The following is a 21,433-nucleotide window of genomic DNA, read 5'->3' on the forward strand; positions in this document are numbered from 1 at the left end:
ATGGTTGGGACCACTTGAATCCAGCCACCTCCGCATCCGAAGATTTCACTCCCCGCTCACCGCAACCGCGCGGTGAGCGGGGAGCGTCTTTGCGGACGCCCTTCAGCGGGCGCGGGGACGCGATGAGGGGCGTGGGGACGCCCCCGACATTCGTGACACAGGGGAAGAGCGGGTAGGCATGAGGGTGTTCGAAGCACTGTCGGTTGTGCTGCCTGACACCAGACGGGTGGGTGGACTGTTTGTTTCGTCTGACATAAATGTGACGGTCGACGCGTACAACCCCCGAGGGGGGAAGCGTGTCCAACTTGCGTGGCTCAGGTACTCGACTTCTCTGCGGCACGCGGCACGGCCCTACGGCCTCCGCGTGGATCCCGTGCGCCCGGCGGCATGCCGGTGATCGCGCCGATGCCCGCAGCGCAGCCCGCCCGCATCCCGAACCAGCGCGACGGTGTCGACGACGCCGTCGCGGCCGGAACGACGGTCGACCACCTCACCGAGACCTACCGGGCGCACTACCGCTCGCTGCTCGGCCTGGCCGCACTCCTCCTCGACGACACCGCCTCCTGCGAGGACGTCGTCCAGGAGGCGTTCATCCGGGTCCACTCGGCGCGCAAACGTGTCCGTGACCCCGAGAAGACCCTGGCGTATCTGCGCCAGACCGTCGTCAACCTCTCCCGCTCGGCCCTGCGCCGCCGCATCCTCGGCCTCAAGCTCCTCTCGAAGCCGATGCCGGACATGGCCAGCGCGGAGGAGGGCGCCTACGACCAGTTGGAGCGCGACTCCCTCATCAAGGCGATGAAGGGCCTGCAGCGCCGCCAGCGCGAGGTCCTGGTCCTGCGCTACTTCGCGGACATGACCGAGGCGCAGGTCGCCGAGTCGCTCGGCATCTCGCTGGGCTCGGTGAAGGCGTACGGCTCCCGCGGCATCGCCGCCCTCCGGATCGCGATGGAGGCAACGGCATGAGCGACAACGTCGACGGAAACGGCTCACGCGCGCGGCGCGAGCCGGAAGTCCGGCGCGGTCCGACCTGGGCGCGCAGGGAAGAACCGAACGAATCGCACGCTGGGAACGGAATTGTGAACCACGGCCCCGACGAACAGAGCCCCACCGGGCCGAGCCTCGACGGGAACTCCGGAGGAGCCTCCGGAGGGGAGAACCCCGAGAACCCGGACAGCACGGAGAACCGCCCGGGCATCGAGAACCCCGAGACCGCCGAGGGGCGCGACCCCGAAGGATCCGGCGGACTGGCCGGGCTCGCGGCGCAACTCGGCGGACTCGGCGACCACGACACCGAAGGATCCACCGAAGGATTCGCCCCGGACGAACTGGCGCTGCGCCGCCTGCTGCACCAGGCGGTCCAGGAGGTCGAGCCCCGCGACGGCGCCCTGGAGCACCTGCGCAAGGCGGTGCCCGCCCGCCGGGCCCGCAAGCGCCAGGCCGTCGTCGGCATGGCCGCCGCCGCCCTCTTCTTCGGCACCGCCATCCCGGCCCTCGTGCACGTCTCGAACTCCACCGGTTCCGGCGTCGACCCGTCCATGGCGGGCAACAGCTCACAGGCCCAGGGCGGCACCAGCCAGGGCAAGAACCCGGACGGAGGTTCCAGCACCTCCGGCGGCTCCTCCGGGCAGGCGTCGGGCCAGAATCCCGGCGGCCACAAGAACGAGGGCGGGAGCAAGAGCCCGGGCGCCGGCACGGTGAGCGCCAACCCCTCGTCCAGCACCGGGACGGCCGCGCCCATCTGCGCCGCCGCACAGCTCGGCTCGGCCACCTCGTCCGTGGCCGCCGCCGACACGGGGGGCGTTGTCTACGGCACGTTCACCGTCGCCAACACCTCCGGCACCAGCTGTACCGTCGGCGGCGCCGGCACCGTGGGATTCTCCCCGCTGGGGGCGGCGGAAAGCGCCAAGATCTTCGTGACGCGGCACACAGCGGGGGACGTGGCGACCGGCCTGCCCGACCCGTCGACGGAGCCCGCCGAACTGGTGCTGCTGCCGGGCTCCGCCTACCAGGTCAAGTTCGCCTGGGTGCCCTCCGAGACCTGTCCCACCAGCAGCGGCGGCAACAACGGCGGCACCACCAGCGGCGGCACTACGGCCAGCCCTTCGCCCTCGGAGGACACCGGCACGAGCACCGGCTCCACGGCCGGCGACACCGGCACGTCCGCCCAGCTGCTCCCCGAGGACGGCACGCTCGACGGCAGCGTCCAGGTATCCCTCACGGCGGAGGGCGGCTCACCGACGACCTCGACCGTCGTCCCGAACGCGTGCGCGGGGACGATCTACTGGACGGGCCTGCTGCCGACGTCGTAGGACGGCGGTCGGTCGCGCGTTCCGGTCGCCGGTCCACGGGGGACCCGGGCGGCGTCAGACGGTGACGCGGGCCGCCTGCTCGCTCTCGTCCTCCGGCAGCAGCCCCAGTTCCGCGTCCCGCGCGAACTCCACCTCGCGGCGCAGCAGCCGGAACCACATGAAGACGACGAAGCCCGCGAATACGAACCACTCGCCGGTGTAGCCGAGATTCTGGAACGCCTTCAGATCGAGGCCGGTGTTCGCGGGCGCGGTCGCCGGTACGGCCGTCATCCCGGAGTCGGCCCTGTCGAGCGTGATCCACGCGTCGTACACCGGGTAGGGCACCAGGTTCACCAGCGAGGCCGCGCTGATCGCCGCGGTCTGGCCGGACGGCAGCCCGCCCTGGGCGCTGACTCCGTTGTCGCCGGGCGTCTCGGAGGCCTGGAGCGAGCCGGTGACGGTGACCTCACCGGCCGGCGGGGCCGGTGCCTTCGCCGCGTCGGGCGTGCCGGGCAGCCAGCCGCGGACCACGGGCAGCGCCTTGCCGTCGTCGGTGCGCAGCAGGGTGAGGACGTAGAAGCCGTTCTTCCCGTCCAACTGGCGGTCGGGGACCAGGAGTTGCTTGCCGTAGCGGCCGGTGGCGGTCGTCTGCCGACCTGACGTGCTCTGGTCGACCGGCAGCAGTTCGGCGAGCGGGCGGGCGGCTTCCGTGCGGTCCGTCTCGACCTGCTTGGTGGCCTGGTGGCTGCTGTCCACGCGCGCCTGGAACCGGCTCAGCTGCCACGACCCCATGAAGATGCAGAAGGGGATGGCGAGCAGTACGAAGACGTTGATGCCCCACCAGCGCGATGTCAGCAGAAACCGGTACACGCCTTCCACGGTACGGGGCCGTCGCGAGGGCCTCGGCCCGGGGGTCGGCCCGAAGGTTCACCGGTCGTCGGCAATGGTCCGACCGGGTCTTGGTCGAAGTTATCCACAGGCTGAGGATCCAGTCAGTGCAATGTCTGTGAGGGCGGGCAGTATGGGGCCATGACTGAGAGCAACGGGTCCGAGTACACACCGGACTGGGAGAAGCGCTTCAGGGCGCCCCGAGTGTCCCTGCCCGACTGGGCGGAGGACGCACCCGACCGTTCCCTGTTCGTGTCGAACGCGACGGGGACGTATGAGCTGTACGCCTGGGACCGGGCGACGGGCGAGCAACGCCAGGTCACGGACCGGCCCAACGGCACGACGGACGGTGTGCTCTCCCCGGACGGGGAGTGGATCTGGTGGTTCGACGACAAGGACGGCGACGAGTTCGGTGTCTGGCGCCGCCAGCCCTTCAAGGGCGGCCCCGACGAACCGGCCGTCCCCGGCCTCGAACCGTCCTACCCGGCCGGCCTCGCCCTCGCCCGCGACGGCCGCACGGCGGTCGTGGGCCGCTCCACGGACGAGGACGGTACGACGATCCACCTCGCCCGCACCGGCGACGAGACCACGCTCCTCTACCGTCACCGCGAGTCCGCGGGCGTCGGCGATCTCTCGCACGACGGCTCGCTGATCGCCATCGAGCACACCGAGCACGGCGATGCGATGCACTCGGCGCTGCGCGTCCTGCGCCCGGACGGCACGGCGGTCGCCGACCTGGACGACACCAAGGGCGGCACCGAGGAGCTCGGCCTCGAAGTGCTCGGCTTCGCACCCGTGGAGGGCGACACCCGGCTCCTCATCGGCCATCAGCGGCGCGGCCGTTGGGAGCCCCTGGTCTGGGACGTGGTGAAGGGCGGCGAGACCGACCTGTCCCTCGACCTGCCGGGTGACGTGAGCGCCGAGTGGTACCCGGACGGCTCGGCCCTTCTCGTCGCGCACAGCTTCGAGGCCCGCAGCGAGGTGTTCCGCTACGACCTCGCGTCGGGCGCCCTGGAGAAGGTGCCGACCCCGCCCGGCACGGTCTCGGGCGCCACGGCCCGCCCCGACGGCAGCGTCGAATACCTCTGGTCGTCGGCCGCCGAGCCGTCCGCCGTGCGCTCGACGACCGGCGAGGTCGTCCTGGACCCGCCCGGCCTGAAGTCACCGGGCTCGGTCCCGGTGGAGGACGTGTGGGTGGAGGGCCCCGGCGGCCGTATCCATGCCCTGGTCCAGAAGCCGGCCGGCGCCACGGGCCCGCTCCCCACGGTCTTCGACATCCACGGCGGCCCGACCTGGCACGACAGCGACTCCTTCGCGGCCGGTCCGGCGGCCTGGGTCGACCACGGCTACGCCGTGGTCCGGGTCAACTACCGCGGCTCGACCGGGTACGGGCGGGCGTGGACGGACGCGTTGAAGGTCCGGGTCGGCCTGATCGAGCTGGAGGACATCGCGGCGGTCCGCGAGTGGGCGATCACGTCCGGTCTGGCGGACCCCGCCCGGCTGATCCTCACCGGCGGCTCCTGGGGCGGCTACCTCACCCTCCTCGGCGTCGGCACCCAGCCCGATGCGTGGACCCTGGGCATCGCGGCCGTCCCGGTCGCCGACTACGTCACGGCCTACCACGACGAGATGGAAGCCCTGAAGGCCATGGACCGCACTCTGCTGGGCGGCACCCCCGAAGAGGTCCCCGACCGCTTCGAGGCGTCCTCCCCGCTGACCTACGTCGACAAGGTCACGGCCCCGGTCTACATCTCGGCCGGCGTCAACGACCCCCGCTGCCCGATCCGCCAGATCGACAACTACGTGAAGCGCCTGGAACAGCGCGGCGCCGTCCACGAGGTGTACCGGTACGACGCGGGCCACGGGTCACTGGTGGTGGACGAGCGGATCAAGCAGGTGAGACTGGAACTCGACTTCGCGGCAAGGCACTTGGGGGGAGCGGCTTCGGTGTCCGTCTGACCGCGGGCAGTCGTGCGGCTGGGGCGGCACGGGTGGGCGCGGACGGCACCCCACAGCGCCGGGTTGCGGTTCCACCCCCCGGCCGACCCCGGCGCAGGGCACCCGATCAGGTCGCGGCCCGCTCCCGCGGCCGGCGCCCGAGCAACTCCGCCAGCCCCCGCCGGGTAGCGGCCAGCACCACCCGGTCCGAGCCCCGCAGGACATACGTGTCGGGCAGATCCCACACCAGCCCCGACCGCCGTACGTCCTCCGACGCCTCCCGGTTCGCCGTGTCCAGCGCCAGCACCCGCCACGACCCGGCCCGGAACGCCTCGGCGACCGTCTTCCCCTCCAGCTGGGGATGCCCGCCCACGGTCATCGCCGCGAACAGCAGCACCCGCCGCTCGACGGGGATCGCGCCCAGGATCTGCCGCCCCATCATCGCCCCGGCGAACGCGGGCGCGGCCAGATGGGAGACGCTCCGGCTCCGGGTTAGGGCACCGGGGTGGGCGGCACGCAGGGTGCGGTACACGGCGGTCGCGAAGTCGTCGTCGTAGAGCCGGAGTACGACGCGCAGATCGGACCGCACGGAGCGGGCGTAGAGCACGGCTTCGAGGTTGGTGGTGTCGGAGCTGGTGACCGCGAGCAGGGCGTGCGCGCGGTGGATCTTGGCGGACTCCAGGACGCCTTCCTGGGTGACGTCACCCAGGATGACCGGTACCCGCAGCCGGCGCGCGACCGCGAGACCACGCGCCTCGGGGTCGGCCTCGACGCACACCACGGGGATGTTGAGTTCGCGCAGCCGGGTCAGTACCCGGGTGCCGATCTTGCCGAGCCCGAGCAGCACCACATGTCCGCCGAGCCCGCGCGGCGGCTTGCGCAGCGCGGACGCCGTGCGGAACGTGCCGAGGGCCTCAAGGACGGCGGCCAGCAGCACCGGCAGCATCAGCAACCCGACGAGTCCGGAGAGGAGTTGAAGGATCTGCCGGCCCAGCGGCGCCCCGATCGCGGGGTCGTCGATCGCGAAGAGATCGAGCAACGTCAGATAGAAGGCCCGCACGGGATGGATACCGGTCACCAGCCACAGCGACACGGCAAGCGCGATCACACACGCCACCATGCCCGCCAGCGACCAGCGCAGCCGCCGCGAGAAGAGGGAGGAGAAGGCCGGTACGACACCGCCCCCGCGTCCGCCCGGCAACTGCGGCCCGGCGTACGACACTTGTTCAAGGACGACGGTCCCGCGCCCGGTGGCCGAGGCGACGGCCGCCGCGTCGGGCAGCAGGCGCGGGCCGTGTTCGCCCATGCCCTCGGAGCCGTCCGCGCCGGCCGGGTCGCTGCTGGTGGCCGACAGCAGGGCGAGCGTGGCCAGCCCCGGGTCGGCGACCTCCCCGGGTGCGGGCGGCGGCCGTTCCACCGCGCGCAGCAGCAGCCCGTCGGTCTGGACGACCTTGCTGGTGCCGGCGAGGGCGGTGGCGGCGAGGGCGGGCGCGGCGGTGTCGGCGTCGGAGAGGACGGTCGTGGACGCGTCGAGCCCGAGGCCGGCCCCGTACGTCGTCCCGTCGCCGGTCGCCAACGCGGCCGCCTGGTCGAGGAGTTCCTCGATGTGCTGGCCAAGACGCCGGTTGTAGAGGCGGAGCACGAGCCGGATACGGGGGTTGAGGCGGCGGGCGGTGAGGGCGGCGCGGATGTTGGTCTCGTCGTCGTCGTGCACGAGCGCCAGCGCGGTCGCCCGCTCCACGCCAGCCTCCGCGAACACCGCCTCGGTCAGCTCGGGGACCTCCAACACCCGTTCCCCGCGCGGGGTTTCGGGGACGGGCGGCGCGCCGTTGCCGTTCGCCCTGGCCACCGCCGCGTTGACCCGGTCGCGCAGCGCCACCGAGGCGGCGCGCGCACGACCGACGACCGGCGGCCGGGAGGCGGCCTCGGAGAGCGGTACGACGAGGGTGATCTGTTCGCCGTAGACGGTGCGCAGTTCGGCCGCGAGCCGGTGCGCGAGCGCGTCGTCGCCGCACACCACCATGTGTGCCCGAGCGGTGCCCGGCGGGGTCTGATGAGGAACGCTGCTCGCCACGAGGGGAAAGACTGCCCCAAGGAGGCGGGTGGTTCCAGTATTCCGCTGAACACCCGCGCCCCGGCTGCCGTATGCAGAGACAGGGAGCAAAACTCGCGAAACCCCGCACTTGCCGGAGGTAGCACACCCGTGGCCATCACCACCGAACCAGCCGCGTCGACCACGGAGACTCCGCCGACCGCGGAAACGCCCCCGCAGCCGCAGGCACCGGCCAAGGAGCCGCAGCCACCGGCCAAGGACGGCTGGCAGCTCAACTCGCCGCTCGTGCTGACCATGGTGCTGCTCCTGGTGGTACTGGCGCAGGGACCGATCCGTACGGCCCTGTCCGCGCCCGTGATGCAGAGCTGGATGACGGTGTTCGTGGCCGTGGTTGTCCAGGCGCTGCCCTTCCTGGTGCTGGGCGTGCTGTTGTCGGCGGCCATCGCGGTGTTCGTACCGGCCACGTGGTTCACCCGCGCGCTGCCGAACAATCCCGTCCTCGCCGTACCGGTGGCCGGAATGGCGGGCGCGATCCTGCCGGGCTGCGAGTGCGCGTCCGTGCCGGTGGCCGGGGCGCTGGTGCGCCGCGGCGTCACCCCGGCGGCGGCGATCGCGTTCCTGCTCTCCGCCCCGGCGATCAACCCGATCGTGCTGACCGCGACGGCGGTGGCGTTTCCGCGCAACCCGGAGATGGTCCTCGCCCGGTTCGCGGGCAGCCTGCTCGTGGCCTGTCTGATGGGCTGGCTGTGGACGCGGCTCGGCCGCACCGACTGGCTGAAGCTGCCCGCCCACGAGCCGCACGCGGGGGAGACGAAGGGGGCCGCGTTCTGGGGCTCGGTGCGGCACGACGTGATGCAGGCCGGCGGGTTCCTGGTGCTCGGCGCGATGTCCGCGGCGACCCTCAAGGCGGTCGCGCCGGCGAGCTGGCTGCGGACGGCGGCCGACAACCCGGTGGTGGCGGTCCTCGCCCTCTCGATACTGGCCGTCCTGCTGTCGATCTGCTCGGAGGCGGACGCGTTCGTGGCCGCGTCACTCACCCAGTTCTCCCTGACGGCCAAACTCGCGTTCCTGGTGGTGGGCCCGATGATCGACCTGAAACTCTTCGCCATGCAGGCGGGCACGTTCGGGCGCGGCTTCGCCCTGCGCTTCGCGCCCGCCACGTTCGTCCTCGCCATCGCGGGCACGGTCGTCACCTCGGCGGTGCTCCTGTGAGCCGGCAGGCACAGGCGGCCGTACTGTTCCTGATCGGCACGGCCCTGCTGCACGCCGGCCTCACCAACCTCTACCTGCGCTACGTCAAGGCCGGCCTCCAGCCGCTGCTGCTGCTATCCGGCGCGGTCCTCATCGTCGCGGCACTGGCGACGGCCTGGTACGAGTGGCGCCGGGCGCGGGCGGAGAAGGCACAGGCAGCCATTCCGATGACGGACGAAAGCCACGAGCCCGAGCCCGGTCACGGCCATGTGCACCGCGAACCCCGCATCTCCTGGCTCCTGTTGCTCCCTCTCTTCGCCCTCATCCTGGTCGCACCGCCCGCCCTCGGCTCCTACAGCGCGGTCCGCACGGGCACGGCCATCCAGCAGCCCTACGGCCTCTCCAAACTCCCCGACAGCAACCCGCTCACCATCGGTCTGGTCGACTACGCGACCCGCGCGGTCTACGACCACGGGCACTCCCTCGGCGACCGCCGGCTCAAGGTCACCGGCTTCGTGGCCCTCGACAAGTCCGGCGCCCCCTACCTCGTCCGCATGGCCCTCAACTGCTGTGCCGCAGACGCCCAGCCGGTCAAGATCGCCCTGACCGGCAAGATCCCACCGGTCCTGCAGCCCGACACCTGGCTGCTGGTCACCGGCACCTACTCCGCCAAGCAGACCAAGGACCCCGTCAACAACCGCCCCATCCCCTACTTCCAGGTCACCCAGGCCAAGCCGGTCCCGACCCCGAAGGACCCGTACGACGAGAGCTGGAACCAGTGACGCGGTAGGGCCCGGGGCCGTAGGGGGCGGGGCGGCCGGACCCCGCCTCCAGGCGGTGCCGCACCCCGCGGGCGTACCGTGAAGAGACCGAGGATTTCTCGTGTGCCGGATCGCGCCGGTGCCGTCCTCGGCGAAGGACGACGCCGGGGCGGACGTGTCCGCACCCGGGACAGGGCTCGCCCCATGACCGTGAATGTGCCCGGTCGGCCGATGACCACGAACCTCGTCGGGCACGGCGGTGCGGACGCGCACGCCGGTGCCGACGCGGCCCACGGGGAGAAGCCGTGGTCACCCGGCCGGGAGCGCGGCCCCTCACCCCGGCAGGGAGACCGACTCCGCCCGCTCAGCCGACGCCAGGTCGAGGACCGGTTCGAGGACCTGGGCGATCTCTACGAGGAGACCTCCGGCGGAGCCACCCGCGCCGGGACCCGCTCCCGCGCCGACTTCCTCCGCCGGCTCGCGAGCGACGTCCGGCGGCCCGGTTTCACCCTGCTGATCGCCGAGAACACCACCCTGACGGCCTTCGCCTACGGCTTCCCCGTGCGCGGCGCCGATCCGTGGTGGCAGGGGTGCGACACCCGCCTTCCCCGGACCGTGCGCGGTCTCGCGGTCACCGGCGGACTCTTTGCGGTCTCCGGGATCGTCGTCCCACCCCGGGTGCGCACCCACTACCAGGACCGGGACTGGAACCTCGCGCGGCGCCTGCAACGCCGGCTGCTAGCCGATCACGCGCCGGCCCTCGGCGTCGCCCTGCTGCCCGCCGCCGACACCGAGACGCTGGCCGCGTACCGGGCCTGGGGCTGGCGGGACGTCGTAGCGCAAGCGCGCGATCCGCGGCCGTCCGCCAGGGCCTGCCGAGTGCTGCTCCTCGGCCGCTGAGCGCGTCAACCGGCGTCCACAGGCGTCAGGACATCTGTGCTCGCCGCAACAGAGATTCCCCGGGTGCGACTAGAGTTCCCGTAGGGGGAAACACGCTCCCCTGCGGCGGGCCGTTCCTCTCCGGTGGCCCGCAGGAAAGGTGTACATGCCCGCAGAAAGCCAGCCGCCCGCGGCCGACCGGCTCGACGACGACGACTACCCCGCCTACACCATGGGCCGGGCCGCCGAGCTGATCGCCTCCACCCCCGGTTTCCTCCGGTCACTGGGTGAGGCCGGGCTGATCACGCCGACGCGGTCGGACGGCGGTCACCGCCGCTACTCGCGCCGTCAGCTCCGTACGGCCTCCCGCGCCCGCGAGCTGGTCGACCAGGGGACGCCCATCGAGGCCGCCTGCCGCATCATCAGCCTGGAGGACCGGCTGGACGAGGCGCTGCGCGTGAACGAGGAGCTGCGCCGGTCGTCCCATCGTTAGAAAATCTGATGCCGACGAAACAGAAATTCACTGTTTTGGGCGGCGCTTTTCCCCCGCAATTCCGCCGTCGCCGAAATGGGTTCCGTGCTAGGCTGACTTCAGTTGCAGTTGTGGTTGCCAATTTTGAACCGGTTCTCCGGGCAGGTGATCATCACGGCGATGGAGGAGATTCGTAAAGTGCGGATCTCGTGCACTGCCTAGGAGTTAAGACATGGCCACCGGTACCGTGAAGTGGTTCAACGCGGAAAAGGGCTTCGGCTTCATCGAGCAGGACGGCGGCGGCGCTGACGTCTTCGCCCACTACTCGAACATCGCCACCCAGGGCTTCCGCGAGCTGCAGGAAGGTCAGAAGGTGACCTTCGACATCACGCAGGGCCAGAAGGGCCCGCAGGCGGAGAACATCGTTCCCGCCTAAGCACGCGAAGCTGCGAAACAGGGGCCCGCACCTTGGGTGCGGGTCCCTTTTCGTATCTGCTCATTTAGTCGCCGTTCTTCGGCCACCCACCGTTCTTCGGCCGTTCTCCGGCCGCTCGGTTTTCCCCCCGAGGAGAAATCCTCCCCTCTCCTCCCGCTCGAACCCCTTGGTGAGGCACCATGCGCTGCGTGATCGCCCGTTACCCCTTCGATCTGACAAAGAGCGAGGTGGAGGAGATGCTCAAGGGCATCCGCCCGGAGCAGCCCGTCAGCGGCCCCTGCGCCGTCATCAGCCGCAAGCTGTACCCGGTCAAGCAGGTAGGCGAGGTGATCACCAAGCAGGACCGCCGTGACTTCACCGCCTTCGAGGTGACCCGGGCCCTGACCCGCCTCGGCTTCACCTGCCACGAGACGCCGCCCGCGCCGGCCACCCCCGCGCCCGCCGCACCCTCCGCCGAGTCCGACTCTGGCCCCGAATCGACCTCGTACATCGGCACCACCCTGGGCTGACGCCTCCGCCCCCACCATCTCCGCAACCCTCAAGCGACCACGCCGCCGACGCATTATCCGGGCGCGGGGTCGCTTTTTTCTGCGCCCAGCGCCCCGTGCGCCGTGCGGGCTCTTCGAACTTGAGCGGTGCGGCCCTTTCCGGCGTCCACCGGTAGGGGGCCCCTCCCCACAGAAGTGTGTCACTTCAGCGCCGAGTGTCACGCTTTCGCGCCTCACCCCCGGTGACACCGAGCGTTCCCGCGCACCGCCCACCTGCGAAGACTCGCCTTGCGCCCAGCGGCCGGCGCTCCGCCTCACAGCTCCTTGTCGGGCCAGTCCAGCAGCCGTGCCCCGATCACCGCCGTCTGCAGCATGTACCGCTGGCCGGGGTCCGCCGGGTCCGCGCCGGTCAGCTGGTGGATGCGTTCCAGGCGGTACGTCAGCGCGCGCACGCTCAGTGAGAGCCGGCGCGCGGCCTCCGCGGCCACACAGCCGCAGTCGAAGTAGGTCGAGAGCGTGTCCAGCAGGGGGCGCGGACCGCCGCGTGCCCTGGTGAGCGGGCCCAGCGCGTCGAGCACCAGGTCGGCCATCGCCTGCCGGTCCCGGGTGAGCACCGGGTAGACCAGCAGGTCGGCGGCGCGCAGCAGCGGGCCCTCCAGGGTGAGCCGCTCGGCCAGTTCGAGGGTGTTCAGGGCCTCCTCGTACGACTGGACGATCCCGCCCGCGCCCGGCTGCGGCCGGCCGATCGCCACCCGGGCGCCCTCCGCCGCCGCGTACGACTGCTTGGCGAAGTGGGCGAGGACGTCGTCCTGGTCGCCGGGTGCGACGCACAGCATCCGGCCGGCCTTCGTGGTGAGCAGGATGTTGCGGTCACCGAAACGGCTGATCATCGCGCGCTCCACCTGACGCGGCACCGGCGCGCTCTCGTCGTAGGGCGTCGGCCCCTGGACGACGGCGACGGCGTGCGTGTGCGACAGCCGCAGACCGAAACGCTCGGCGCGTTCGGCGAGCCGCCCCAGATCGCTGCGGCCGTAGAGCAGATCGTCGATGAACTCACGCCGCGCCGCCTCCTCCTGGCGTACGGCGACCCGCTGGGCGCGTTCGTAGCCCTCGCTGAAGGCGTCGACGACCTGCTGCACCGCGGCGAGTGTGCAGTCGGCGGCGCCGGGAGTCTCCGGCCAGGCGGCGCGGGTCGCGGTGAGATGGGCGTTGACCAGGGCGCGCAGTCCGTGTCCGGCCTCGGCCGCGTGTTCGCCCAGGGCGCGGCGGGCCTCCAACTCGGCCCGGGTCAGGCGCCGTCCGGTGACGGCGACCTCCGCCAGGAGCTGCGCGTACCCCTCCAGATACTGCTCAGGTATTCCGCGCTCCGGCAACGCCGCCCCCTGTTTTCTTGACGCCCTGGTGACGCTTTCTTAGCGCGTCACCGGCATCAAGACCCTAATGAACACTGCCGGGTTCCGGCAATGCGCGGGCGCGCACCCCGCGTGCACCATGGCGCCAGGGGAGCACCGCGGATGGTTCGGGTGCCGGACACCGGCAGGTTTCCGGCACCAGAACCGCGATCCGGGCATCCCCGTCGACAGTCGGGCGAGTACGAGAACGGGGGGCCGGGATCATGGGGGCGTTCATCGCTGCCGCGACCGGTTTTCCCGCCGTCGTCTTCACCGCGGCGCTCGCCGTGGTCGTCCTCTACTGGCTGCTGGTCGCCCTCGGCGCGGCCGACGCGCACGGTCACGGTCATGCCCATGTGCAGGTCCACGTCCGTGGGCACGCGCACGTCAACGCTCGTGGGCACGGCCATGGCCGGTGGCTCGGCGGGGTCCCGGTGACCCTCGCCTTCTCGCTGTTCGTCGCCGTCGGCTGGCTGATCAGCTTCTGCGCGAGCGTGCTGATCGTCCCCTCGGGCCCGGCCGGCGTCCTGGCCGGGGCGATCGTGCTGATCGGCACGGGGTATGTCTCCTGGCAGGCGACCAAGCTGCTCGTACGGCCGCTGCACCGCCTCTTTCCCGACGAACACGGGCCGTCCCGGCTGGACTTCGTCGGGCTGACCTGCACCATTCGAACCGGGCGGGTGGACGCCGGGTTCGGGCAGGCCGAGGTCAGGGCGGCGGACGGCTCGGCCGCGACGGTCCAGGTCCGGCAGACGGGCAACGACGCCCTCGCCAGCGGCAGCACCGGACTGCTCTACGCCTATGACGAACCCGGCGAGTTCTTCTGGGTCGCGCCCTACGACAGCGCGCTGGACCCGAGGACCGGTCCCGGCGGCAATCCGGGGTAGACCGCCAACACTTGTTGGCCTGCGGCCGTTGCCCACGGGTGTTGGCGGACGACCGTCGGCCGCCCGCCGCGCCTGGTGGGGTCTACGCCTGGTGGCCCACGCAGGTTGACCCACGCCTGTTGGCCCACGGCCGTCGGCCCGCGACCACCACGACCGTCGGCCCGCGCCTGTCGGCCAGCACCCGTCGGCCAACAGCCGTTGACCAACACTCGTTGACCAACACTTCGGCGGTCAACGCCTGTTGGCCCACACCCCGTAGCCCAACGCATGTAGTCCAACGCCCGTTGGTCCACATCTGTAGGCCCACGCCCCGCCCGTTCACCACCCTTCTCATCCCACGAGGACCCATGTCATGAACGCCATCACCGTGGGCATCGGTGTGTTCGTCGCCGTTGTCCTGCTCATCGCGCTCGCCCTGCTCCTGCTGGTCGGGCGGCTGTTCCGGAAGGTGGAGCAGGGACGGGCGCTGATCGTCTCCAAGACGAAGAAGGTCGACGTCACCTTCACCGGTGCGGTCGTCCTGCCGGTGCTGCACAAGGCCGAGTTCATGGACATCTCGGTGAAGACGATCGAGATCCGCCGCACCGGGCGCGAGGGTCTGATCTGCCAGGACAACATCCGGGCCGACATCCACATCAGCTTCTTCGTGCGGGTCAACAAGACCGTCGAGGACGTCATCAAGGTCGCGCAGGCCATCGGCACCCAGACCGCGAGCGACCCGGTGGCGATCCAGGACTTCTTCGCCGCGAAGTTCTCCGAGGCGCTCAAGACTGTCGGCAAGCAGCTGGACTTCGTCGATCTCTACACCAAGCGCGAGGAGTTCCGGGACCGGATCATCCAGGTCATCGGCACCGACCTGAACGGCTACCACCTCGACGACGCGGCCATCGACTTCCTCGAACAGACGCCGATGACCCAGCTGGACAACCAGAACATCCTGGACGCGCAGGGCATCCGCAAGATCACCGAGCTGACGACGATCGAGCACGTCCGCACCAACGAGTTCCAGCGCACCGAGCAGAAGGAGATCACCCGGCAGAACGTCGACGCCCGGGAGACCATCCTGGAGCTGGAGCGCCGGCAGGCCGAGGCGGAGATCCGGCAGCGGCGCGAGGTGGAGACCCTGCGCGCGAAGGAGGAGGCCGCCACCGCGAAGGTGCAGGAGGAGGAACGCCTCGGCGCGCAGGCCGCGTTCCTCAGGACCGAGGAGCAACTCGGCGTCCAGCGCGAGAACCAGGCCCGCGAGATCGCCGTCGCGCAGAAGAACCGCGAGCGGGTCATCGCCGTGGAGAACGAGCGCATCGAGAAGGACCGGCTCCTCGAAGTCATCGCCCGCGAGCGGGAGACCTCGCTGTCCGGGATCGCCCGCGACAAGGAGGTCGAGGTCGAGCGGCGCGAGGTCGCGGACGTGGTCCGGGAACGGATCGCCGTGGACCGTACGGTGGCCGAGCAGGAGGAGGCCATCAAGAAGCTGCGGGTGGTCGAGGAGGCCGAGCGCACCCGGCAGGCGGTGATCATCGCCGCCGAGGCGGAGGCGCAGGAGAAGCTGGTCAAGGACATCAAGGGGGCCGAGGCCGCCGAGGCCGCCGCCAAGCACCGCGCCGGGGAGCAACTGACCCTCGCCGAGGCCCGGTTGAAGTCTGCCGACCTCGACGCCCGCGCCAAGCTGCGCCTCGCCGAGGGCATCCAGGCGGAGGCCGCCGCGGCCGGACTCGCCGAGGTCCAGGTCCGCGACAAGGAGGCCGAGGTCACCGTGAAGGCGGGCCGCGCCGAGGCCGAGGCCACGGGGGCGCGACTGCGGGCGGAGGCGGAAGGCACCGAGGCCCGGCTGCGCGCGGAGGCCGAGGGCACCCGGGCCAAGGCCCTCGCGGAGGCCGAGGGTACGCAGGCCAAGGTGCTCGCGCAGGCCGAAGGCGTACGGGCGAACGCGCTCGCGGAGGCCACCGGCATCGGCGAGAAGCTCAAGGCCGAGGCGGAGGGGCTCACCGAGAAGGCCGCCGCGATGGCCGCCCTCGACGACGCCTCGCGCGGTCACGAGGAGTACCGGCTGCGGTTGCAGGCCGAGAAGGAGATCCGGCTCGCGGGTCTCGATGTGCAGCGGCAGGTCGCCGAGGCGCAGGCCACGGTCCTCGCGACCGGGCTGGAGAACGCCGACATCGACATCGTCGGCGGCGACACGGTCTTCTTCGACCGGCTGATGTCGTCGATCTCCCTCGGCCGCAGCGTCGACGGCTTCGTCCAGAACTCCGAGACGGCACAGGCGTTGGCGCGCCCGTGGCTGGACGGTACGTCGAACATCGCCGACGACCTCGGGCGGGTGTTCGGCTCGGTCTCCACGGCCGATGTGCAGAGCCTCACGGTCTCCGCGCTGTTGATGAAGCTGATGCGGACGGACACGGCGAACGCCGGTCAGCTACGGCAACTGCTCGACAGGGCAGGTGAGTTGGGCCTCGCGGACACCCCGCTGACCGCGCTCAACGGCCACCCGGCGAAGGCCTGACACCCGGCTGAGGCGCGAGGCCCGGCGAGGGCTCGACGCCCGGCCGGGGCCCAGGCCCAGCCCCCACAGACGGTCCGGAACTGCCGCACAGGGGACGGCAGTTCCGGACCCATCCACCCCCCCCGATCGCCCGAGATTCTGAGAGGGACCCATGACCACCGGCCTGGACACCGGCACCTACGAGGTCCTGCGCGACCGCCTCGCCGCACAGGCCGCCGAACTCGCCCACCGCGCGGAGACGCTCAACACCCGCCGCGCCGAGGAGTTCGGCTCGACCCGGGTGGAACTCACCGGCACCGGACGCCTGACCACCGAGCACCCGGCCGTACCGAGGGACGTTGTCGCAGTAGGAGACGCGCTGCTCTTCGGCCATCAGGTCTCCCACGGTGTCACCCGGGAGACGACCGTGGCCGACGTCCTCGCCCTGTACGACCGCCACGACCTGCGCGGGCTGCCCGAGAACGCCGTACCCGGACTCCTCGACGACCCGGAGTTCGTAAGGGAGTTCACCGCCCTGCACCGCTACTACCGGCAGGCGCGGCTACTCCAACTCCGTTCGGTCGACGGCAAGTTGCTGGCCGTGTTCCGCACCGGTGAGAAGACGGACGACATCCGGGTGCTGCGCTGGGCGCTCACGGACGACGGCCGGTCGGCGACCTTCCTGGATGCGCACGGCGAACGCGACCACGTCTTCCCGCCGCCGTACGACTTCGACTGGACGGGGACCGGGCGTGAGGACCTGGTCCCCGGCAGGCACCCGCACGTTCGGATCCAGGACGGGCTGTACGTCGACACGCTGGGCGGCACCCTCACCGTGAAGGTGGAGGACAACACCGAGACGGGGGAGGGGATTTACGCCGAACCGGTGGACGAGCCGCTGCAGTCGCCGGCCGACGCGGAGATCGCGTACGCGCGGGTGGGTGCGCTGGTGCTGCTGCGGGTGCTCCCCTACAAGGAGGAGGCCCACCGCTATCTGGTCTTCAACACGCTGACCAGGAGTGTCGTACGGCTCGACGGGATCGGGCGGTCGTGCCGGCGGCTGCCGGAGGAACAGGGGATCGTGTTCCCGGGCGGGTACTGCCTGGCCACGGGGGAGTGCAAGACCTTCGAAACGGACATCGCAGGGCTGGAGTTGGAGCGGATCGTGCGCTCGCCCAACGGGGAGGACGTGCTGTTCGGGTACCGGGCGCGGGGTTCGGGGCGGAGCCTGCTGCTGCCGTACAACCTGATCCGCAAGGAGGTCGCCGCGCCGCTGTCCGGTCAGGGACGGGCACTCTTCGACAACGGCACGCTGATGGTGCTGGGCGCCGGGGAGGGGGAGGCGGCCCGCGTCCATCCGGTGCGGATCTGGCGTACCCCGTTCGTCTCCGACGCCCATGCCGCCGCCCAACCGACCGGCTCCGGACCGCTGTTCCGGGTCGGCAACGCCGATCTCGTGCGCGGGATCTCCGACTGTCTGTCGCTGACGGACGCGGTCGCGGGGATGGAGCCGACGGCGGAGGTCTACGAGGCGCTGGTCGCCGCCTGTGTCCGGGCGGCCGACACGCATCACTGGCTCGGGGACGCCGAACTCGGTGATCTGCGCGGGCCGTTGGAGGAGGTGCGGGGTACGGCGGAGCAGGTCCTGACCGAGTTCGGGACCGTCCGGACTCTCACCGGGCGGGCCGCCGACGCCCTTGCCGACGCGACGGCTCATCTCGCCTCCCTCGTCAGGCGGTTGCGGGGTGAGGCGCCCCGGGACGCGGCGGGCTGGGTCGCCGGGCTCACCGAACTCCGGCGGGCACAGGGGCACTTGCTGACGCTGAAGGAGATGCGGTACGCGGACACCGCGCGGATCGAGGAGACGGCGGCCGAAGTCGAGGCGGATCTGGGGGTGTTCGGGCAGCGGGCCATGTCGTTCCTGGCCCGCGAGGACGCGTTCGCCGGGCACCACGAGCTGATCGACACCCTGGTCGCGGAGGCCGGGGCGCTGTCCAAGGTCGCCGAGGCGGCCCCGGTCGCGGCCCGGCTGGACGAACTGACCGAAGGACTGCGGACGGTGACCGAGGTGGTCGCCGGTCTCGACATCGGTGACGCCACGGTCCGTACGTCGATCCTGGAGCGGATCGCCGAGGTGCTGGGCGGCGTCAACCGGGCCCGCGCCATGCTGGACGCCCGGCGCGCGGAACTCCGGGACCGGGAGGGCCGGGCGGAGTTCGCGGCCGAGTTCGCGCTGCTGGCCCAGTCGGTGACGGGAGCCCTCGCGGACGCGGCGACCCCTGAGGGCTGCGACACCCAACTCGCCCTTCTGCTGGTGCGGTTGGAGAACCTGGAGGCCCGCTTCGCGGACTTCGACGACTTCCTCGCCGAACTGGCCGGCAAACGCACCGAGATCCACGAGACCCTCTCCGCCCGCAAGCAGACCCTGGTCGACGAACGTGCCCGCAGGGCCGAGCAGTTGGCGGGGTCGGCGGTCCAAGTGCTGGAGACCGTGGGGCGGCGGGCGGTCGCGCTCGCCGACGCCGACGCGGTGAACACCTACTTCGCCTCCGACCCGATGGTGGCGAGGATCCGCCGCATCGCCGACCGACTCCGCGAACTCGGCGACCCGACAAGGGCGGAGGAGCTGACGGGCCGACTCACGGCCGCCCGCGCGGAGGCGGTCCGCGCCCTGCGCGACCGCGCCGACCTCTCCACGGACGGCGGCCGGACCCTCCGCCTCGGCCGCCACCGCTTCGCCGTGCACACCGAGCCCCTCGACCTCACCCTGGTCCCCTCCGGCGACGGCCCGGCCTTCGCCCTCACCGGCACGGACTACCGATCCCCGGTCAGAGACCCGGAGTTCGCGGCCACCAGCCAGTTCTGGGACCGTCCGCTGCCCTCCGAGTCACCGCGGGTCTACCGCGCCGAACACCTCGCCGCCCGCCTCCTGGACGAACACGGCGCGCAGGCCCTCGCCCAGGAACCAGACCTCGCGGCCCTGGTCCGCCGGGCCGCGCAGGAGTCGTACGACGAAGGCTACGAACGCGGTGTGCACGACCACGACGCGACCGCGATCCTCACGGCCCTGCTCGGCCGGTACGAGGAGGCGGGCCTGCTGCGCCACGAACCGGCCGCCCGGGCAGGCGCGTTGCTCTTCTGGGCGCACGGCACGAGCCCGCGGGCGCGCGAGAACTGGACCCGGCGCGCGAGGTCCCTGGCCCGGGCCCGCGACCTGTTCGGGCCCACCCCCGCCGACGCCGAACTCCGCGCGGAACTCGCGGGGGAACTGGGCGGCGAACCCGCTGCGGCCTACCTCCTCGACGAACTCACCGCCGCCCCCGAGGGCTTCGTGCTCAGCACCGGCACCCGCACACTCCTCGACAAGTTCCGCCGCACGGTGGGCAGTTCGGCCTACGACGACGATCTCCTCGCCCTCGACGACGACCTGCCCGCGCGCCGGCAGCTGGTGGAGGCGTGGCTGACGGCGTACACGACGGCGTCCGGTACGCGGGTCGACCCGGGAGACCTGGCGGAGGCGGTGGCGGCCGAACTCTGCCCCGGCACACCGCGCTACGAGTCGGACGCGCGGCTGACCGAGACGGTGGGCGGACTGCTGGGCAGCCATCCTCGTGTCGTAGGCGGCGAGTTGGATGTGCGGATCGACGAACTCCTCGCCCGTACACAGGAGTTCCGCACCCGGGACGTCCCCGGCCACCGCGCCTACCAGCGCCGCCGTACCGCCCTCGTGGCGGCGGAGCGCGCCCGGCTGCGGCTCGACGAGTACCGTCCGCGCGTCCTGTCGTCCTTCGTCCGGGGCCGGCTCGTCGACGAGGTGTACCTCCCGCTGATCGGCGACAACCTGGCCCGCCAGCTCGGCACGGCGGGGGAGGACGCCCCCGTCGGCACCGGCGGCCTGCTCCTGCTGATCTCCCCGCCGGGCTACGGCAAGACGACCCTCATGGAGTACGTCGCCGACCGGCTCGGACTGGTCCTGGTCAAGGTCGGAGGCCCGGCCCTCGGGCACGGCGTCACCTCCCTCGACCCGGCCGAGGCGCCGAACGCGACCGCCCGACAGGAGGTCGAGAAGGTCAACTTCGCGCTCGCGGCGGGCAGCAACGTGCTGCTCCACCTGGACGACATCCAGCACACGTCCCCCGAACTCCTGCAGAAATTCATCACGTTGTGCGACGCGACCCGGCGGATGGAGGGCGTGCGGGAGGGCGTACCGCGCACCTACGACCTGCGGGGCAAGCGGTTCGCCGTCTGTATGACCGGCAACCCGTACACCGAGTCGGGCAGCCGGTTCCGGGTGCCCGACATGCTGGCCAACCGGGCCGACGTCTGGAACCTCGGCGACGTACTGACCGGCAAGGAGGCGCTGTTCGCCCTGAGTTTCGTCGAGAACGCGCTGACCTCCAACCCGGTACTGGCCCCGCTCGCCGGGCGCGACCACGACGACCTGGACCTGCTGATCCGGCTGGCGCAGGGCGACGCGACGGCCCGCCCGGACCGCCTCTCCTACGCCTGTGAGCCCGCCGAACTGGCCCGGACCGTCGCCGTGTTGAGGCATCTGCTCGCCGCCCGGGACACCGTCCTCGCGGTCAACGCCGCGTACATGGCCTCGGCGGCGACCACGGAAGCGGCCCGCACCGAACCGCCGTTCCGGCTCCAGGGGTCGTACCGCACCATGAACCGGATCGCCCGGCGCATCGAGCCGGTGATGAACTCCCGTGAGTTGTCCGCGGTGTTGGACGACCACTACACGGCCGAGGCACAGACCCTGGGGGCGGAGGCGGAGGCGAACCTGCTGAAACTGGCGGAGCTGCGGGGCACGCTCACCAATGAACAGGCCGTGCGCTGGGGCGAGTTGAAGACGGCGTACCGGCGGGAGCGGGCTAGAGCTGGAGCAACCGCTGGGTGATCTCGCGATACTGGCGCAGCGCGTTGCGGAGTTCGTCGGACTGGGACTCGGGGTCCTGGTCCGCCCAGCCGGCGCGCAGGAGTTCCCGCCGGGCCGCGAGGGCGCCCACCAGTTGGGCGGTGGCCTCGTCGTAGGCGCTCTCCGCCTCCGTCAGGGCGTCGCGCGGGGTTTCGGCGAAGGTGTTCATGGCGTGCCGCAGCCGCTGGAGGACCTGCTCACGCTCGGCCGGCGGGAGCAGTGGCTCCGGGCCCGGCGTGCGGCGTTCGGTGGGGGGCCGGTTCTGGCCCGCGGGCTGCTGGGCGCGTGTCTGGTCGTACATGAGGATGCCGCTTCCGTTCCGCCTGAAGGCGTTCGTGCCTCGTCGGTCTTCTCGACGGCC

Annotated in this window: 16 protein-coding genes; 12 read left to right on the forward strand and 4 right to left on the reverse strand. The window is 71.6% G+C overall.

The annotated features are described in order from the left end of the window. Positions 1–309: 309 nt before the first annotated feature. Both AB0I51_RS31105 and AB0I51_RS31110 read left to right on the forward strand, forming a co-directional pair. Complete coding sequence (locus AB0I51_RS31105; RefSeq protein WP_362980824.1) at positions 310–963, forward strand: SigE family RNA polymerase sigma factor; 654 nt, start codon at positions 310–312, stop codon at positions 961–963. Beyond that, positions 960–2,309 (forward strand): hypothetical protein, encoded by a 1,350-nt coding sequence (locus AB0I51_RS31110; protein WP_362980826.1) that lies wholly within the window; start codon positions 960–962, stop codon positions 2,307–2,309. The genes AB0I51_RS31105 and AB0I51_RS31110 overlap by 4 nt, the downstream gene beginning before the upstream one ends. 54 nt (positions 2,310–2,363) lie before the next feature. On the opposite strand, the gene AB0I51_RS31115 is transcribed toward AB0I51_RS31110, so the two are convergent. Beyond that, a complete protein-coding gene (locus tag AB0I51_RS31115) occupies positions 2,364–3,158 on the reverse strand; it encodes an SURF1 family protein (protein WP_362980828.1) in 795 nt (264 codons plus the stop codon). A gap of 159 nt (positions 3,159–3,317) precedes the next feature. Between AB0I51_RS31115 and AB0I51_RS31120 the strand changes: the two genes are divergently transcribed. Further along, positions 3,318–5,135 (forward strand): prolyl oligopeptidase family serine peptidase, encoded by a 1,818-nt coding sequence (locus AB0I51_RS31120; protein ID WP_362980830.1) that lies wholly within the window; start codon positions 3,318–3,320, stop codon positions 5,133–5,135. Positions 5,136–5,241: 106 nt separating this feature from the next. On the opposite strand, the gene AB0I51_RS31125 is transcribed toward AB0I51_RS31120, so the two are convergent. Then, complete coding sequence (locus tag AB0I51_RS31125) at positions 5,242–7,137, reverse strand: NAD-binding protein (RefSeq protein WP_362980871.1); 1,896 nt, start codon at positions 7,135–7,137, stop codon at positions 5,242–5,244. A 180-nt stretch (positions 7,138–7,317) separates the two neighbouring features. On the opposite strand from AB0I51_RS31125, the gene AB0I51_RS31130 reads away from it, so the two are divergent. The 6 genes from AB0I51_RS31130 to AB0I51_RS31155 all read left to right on the forward strand — a co-directional run bounded on the left by AB0I51_RS31130 (position 7,318) and on the right by AB0I51_RS31155 (position 11,415). Continuing rightward, a complete protein-coding gene (locus tag AB0I51_RS31130) occupies positions 7,318–8,379 on the forward strand; it encodes a permease (protein WP_362980832.1) in 1,062 nt (353 codons plus the stop codon). Beyond that, on the forward strand, positions 8,376–9,140 hold the full coding sequence (locus AB0I51_RS31135) for a TIGR03943 family protein (protein ID WP_362980834.1): 765 nt from the start codon (positions 8,376–8,378) through the stop codon (positions 9,138–9,140). The genes AB0I51_RS31130 and AB0I51_RS31135 overlap by 4 nt, the downstream gene beginning before the upstream one ends. A 210-nt stretch (positions 9,141–9,350) precedes the next feature. Next, on the forward strand, positions 9,351–10,019 hold the full coding sequence (locus AB0I51_RS31140) for a hypothetical protein (RefSeq protein ID WP_362980836.1): 669 nt from the start codon (positions 9,351–9,353) through the stop codon (positions 10,017–10,019). Between the two features lie 145 nt (positions 10,020–10,164). Continuing rightward, positions 10,165–10,491, forward strand: coding sequence for a MerR family transcriptional regulator (locus tag AB0I51_RS31145; protein ID WP_362980838.1), 327 nt, complete (start codon positions 10,165–10,167; stop codon positions 10,489–10,491). A gap of 211 nt (positions 10,492–10,702) precedes the next feature. Then, entirely contained in the window at positions 10,703–10,906 is a 204-nt protein-coding gene (locus tag AB0I51_RS31150) for a cold-shock protein (RefSeq protein WP_019063123.1), read from the forward strand. 179 nt (positions 10,907–11,085) lie between these two features. Next, complete coding sequence (locus AB0I51_RS31155; RefSeq protein ID WP_262061246.1) at positions 11,086–11,415, forward strand: SCO5918 family protein; 330 nt, start codon at positions 11,086–11,088, stop codon at positions 11,413–11,415. A 293-nt stretch (positions 11,416–11,708) separates the two neighbouring features. Here the strand turns inward: AB0I51_RS31155 and AB0I51_RS31160 are convergent, their stop codons facing one another. Beyond that, positions 11,709–12,767: a helix-turn-helix domain-containing protein gene (locus AB0I51_RS31160; RefSeq protein WP_362980841.1), complete on the reverse strand. Its 1,059-nt coding sequence runs from the start codon at positions 12,765–12,767 to the stop codon at positions 11,709–11,711. Between the two features lie 242 nt (positions 12,768–13,009). Here AB0I51_RS31160 and AB0I51_RS31165 point away from each other — a divergent pair, with 242 nt between their 5' ends. The 3 genes from AB0I51_RS31165 to AB0I51_RS31175 all read left to right on the forward strand — a co-directional run bounded on the left by AB0I51_RS31165 (position 13,010) and on the right by AB0I51_RS31175 (position 21,054). Further along, entirely contained in the window at positions 13,010–13,672 is a 663-nt protein-coding gene (locus tag AB0I51_RS31165; RefSeq protein WP_362980843.1) for a hypothetical protein, read from the forward strand. 352 nt (positions 13,673–14,024) lie between these two features. Continuing rightward, positions 14,025–16,172, forward strand: a complete 2,148-nt coding sequence (locus AB0I51_RS31170) for a flotillin family protein (protein ID WP_362980845.1) — start codon at positions 14,025–14,027, stop codon at positions 16,170–16,172. Positions 16,173–16,323: 151 nt separating this feature from the next. After that, positions 16,324–21,054 carry a DNA repair ATPase gene (locus tag AB0I51_RS31175; protein ID WP_362980847.1) on the forward strand — a complete coding sequence of 1,577 codons (4,731 nt, stop codon included), beginning with the start codon at positions 16,324–16,326 and terminating at the stop codon, positions 21,052–21,054. On the opposite strand, the gene AB0I51_RS31180 is transcribed toward AB0I51_RS31175, so the two are convergent. Continuing rightward, entirely contained in the window at positions 21,029–21,373 is a 345-nt protein-coding gene (locus tag AB0I51_RS31180; RefSeq protein WP_362980849.1) for a hypothetical protein, read from the reverse strand. The genes AB0I51_RS31175 and AB0I51_RS31180 overlap by 26 nt on opposite strands. Positions 21,374–21,433 lie beyond the last annotated feature (60 nt).

The organism is Streptomyces sp. NPDC050549 (assembly GCF_040655035.1).
In the GTDB taxonomy this organism is placed as follows: Bacteria; Actinomycetota; Actinomycetes; order Streptomycetales; family Streptomycetaceae; genus Streptomyces.

Bases quoted from the DNA above. Each gene is read 5' to 3' on its own strand.
- AB0I51_RS31170 (WP_362980845.1), top strand. From the start codon at position 14,025: ATGAACGCCATCACCGTGGGCATCGGTGTGTTCGTCGCCGTTGTCCTG.
- AB0I51_RS31140 (WP_362980836.1), top strand. From the start codon at position 9,351: ATGACCACGAACCTCGTCGGGCACGGCGGTGCGGACGCGCACGCCGGT.
- AB0I51_RS31145 (WP_362980838.1), top strand. From the start codon at position 10,165: ATGCCCGCAGAAAGCCAGCCGCCCGCGGCCGACCGGCTCGACGACGAC.
- AB0I51_RS31125 (WP_362980871.1), bottom strand. From the start codon at position 7,137: ATGGTGGTGTGCGGCGACGACGCGCTCGCGCACCGGCTCGCGGCCGAA.
- AB0I51_RS31165 (WP_362980843.1), top strand. From the start codon at position 13,010: ATGGGGGCGTTCATCGCTGCCGCGACCGGTTTTCCCGCCGTCGTCTTC.
- AB0I51_RS31120 (WP_362980830.1), top strand. From the start codon at position 3,318: ATGACTGAGAGCAACGGGTCCGAGTACACACCGGACTGGGAGAAGCGC.
- AB0I51_RS31180 (WP_362980849.1), bottom strand. From the start codon at position 21,373: ATGTACGACCAGACACGCGCCCAGCAGCCCGCGGGCCAGAACCGGCCC.
- AB0I51_RS31110 (WP_362980826.1), top strand. From the start codon at position 960: ATGAGCGACAACGTCGACGGAAACGGCTCACGCGCGCGGCGCGAGCCG.
- AB0I51_RS31175 (WP_362980847.1), top strand. From the start codon at position 16,324: ATGACCACCGGCCTGGACACCGGCACCTACGAGGTCCTGCGCGACCGC.
- AB0I51_RS31155 (WP_262061246.1), top strand. From the start codon at position 11,086: ATGCGCTGCGTGATCGCCCGTTACCCCTTCGATCTGACAAAGAGCGAG.
- AB0I51_RS31150 (WP_019063123.1), top strand. From the start codon at position 10,703: ATGGCCACCGGTACCGTGAAGTGGTTCAACGCGGAAAAGGGCTTCGGC.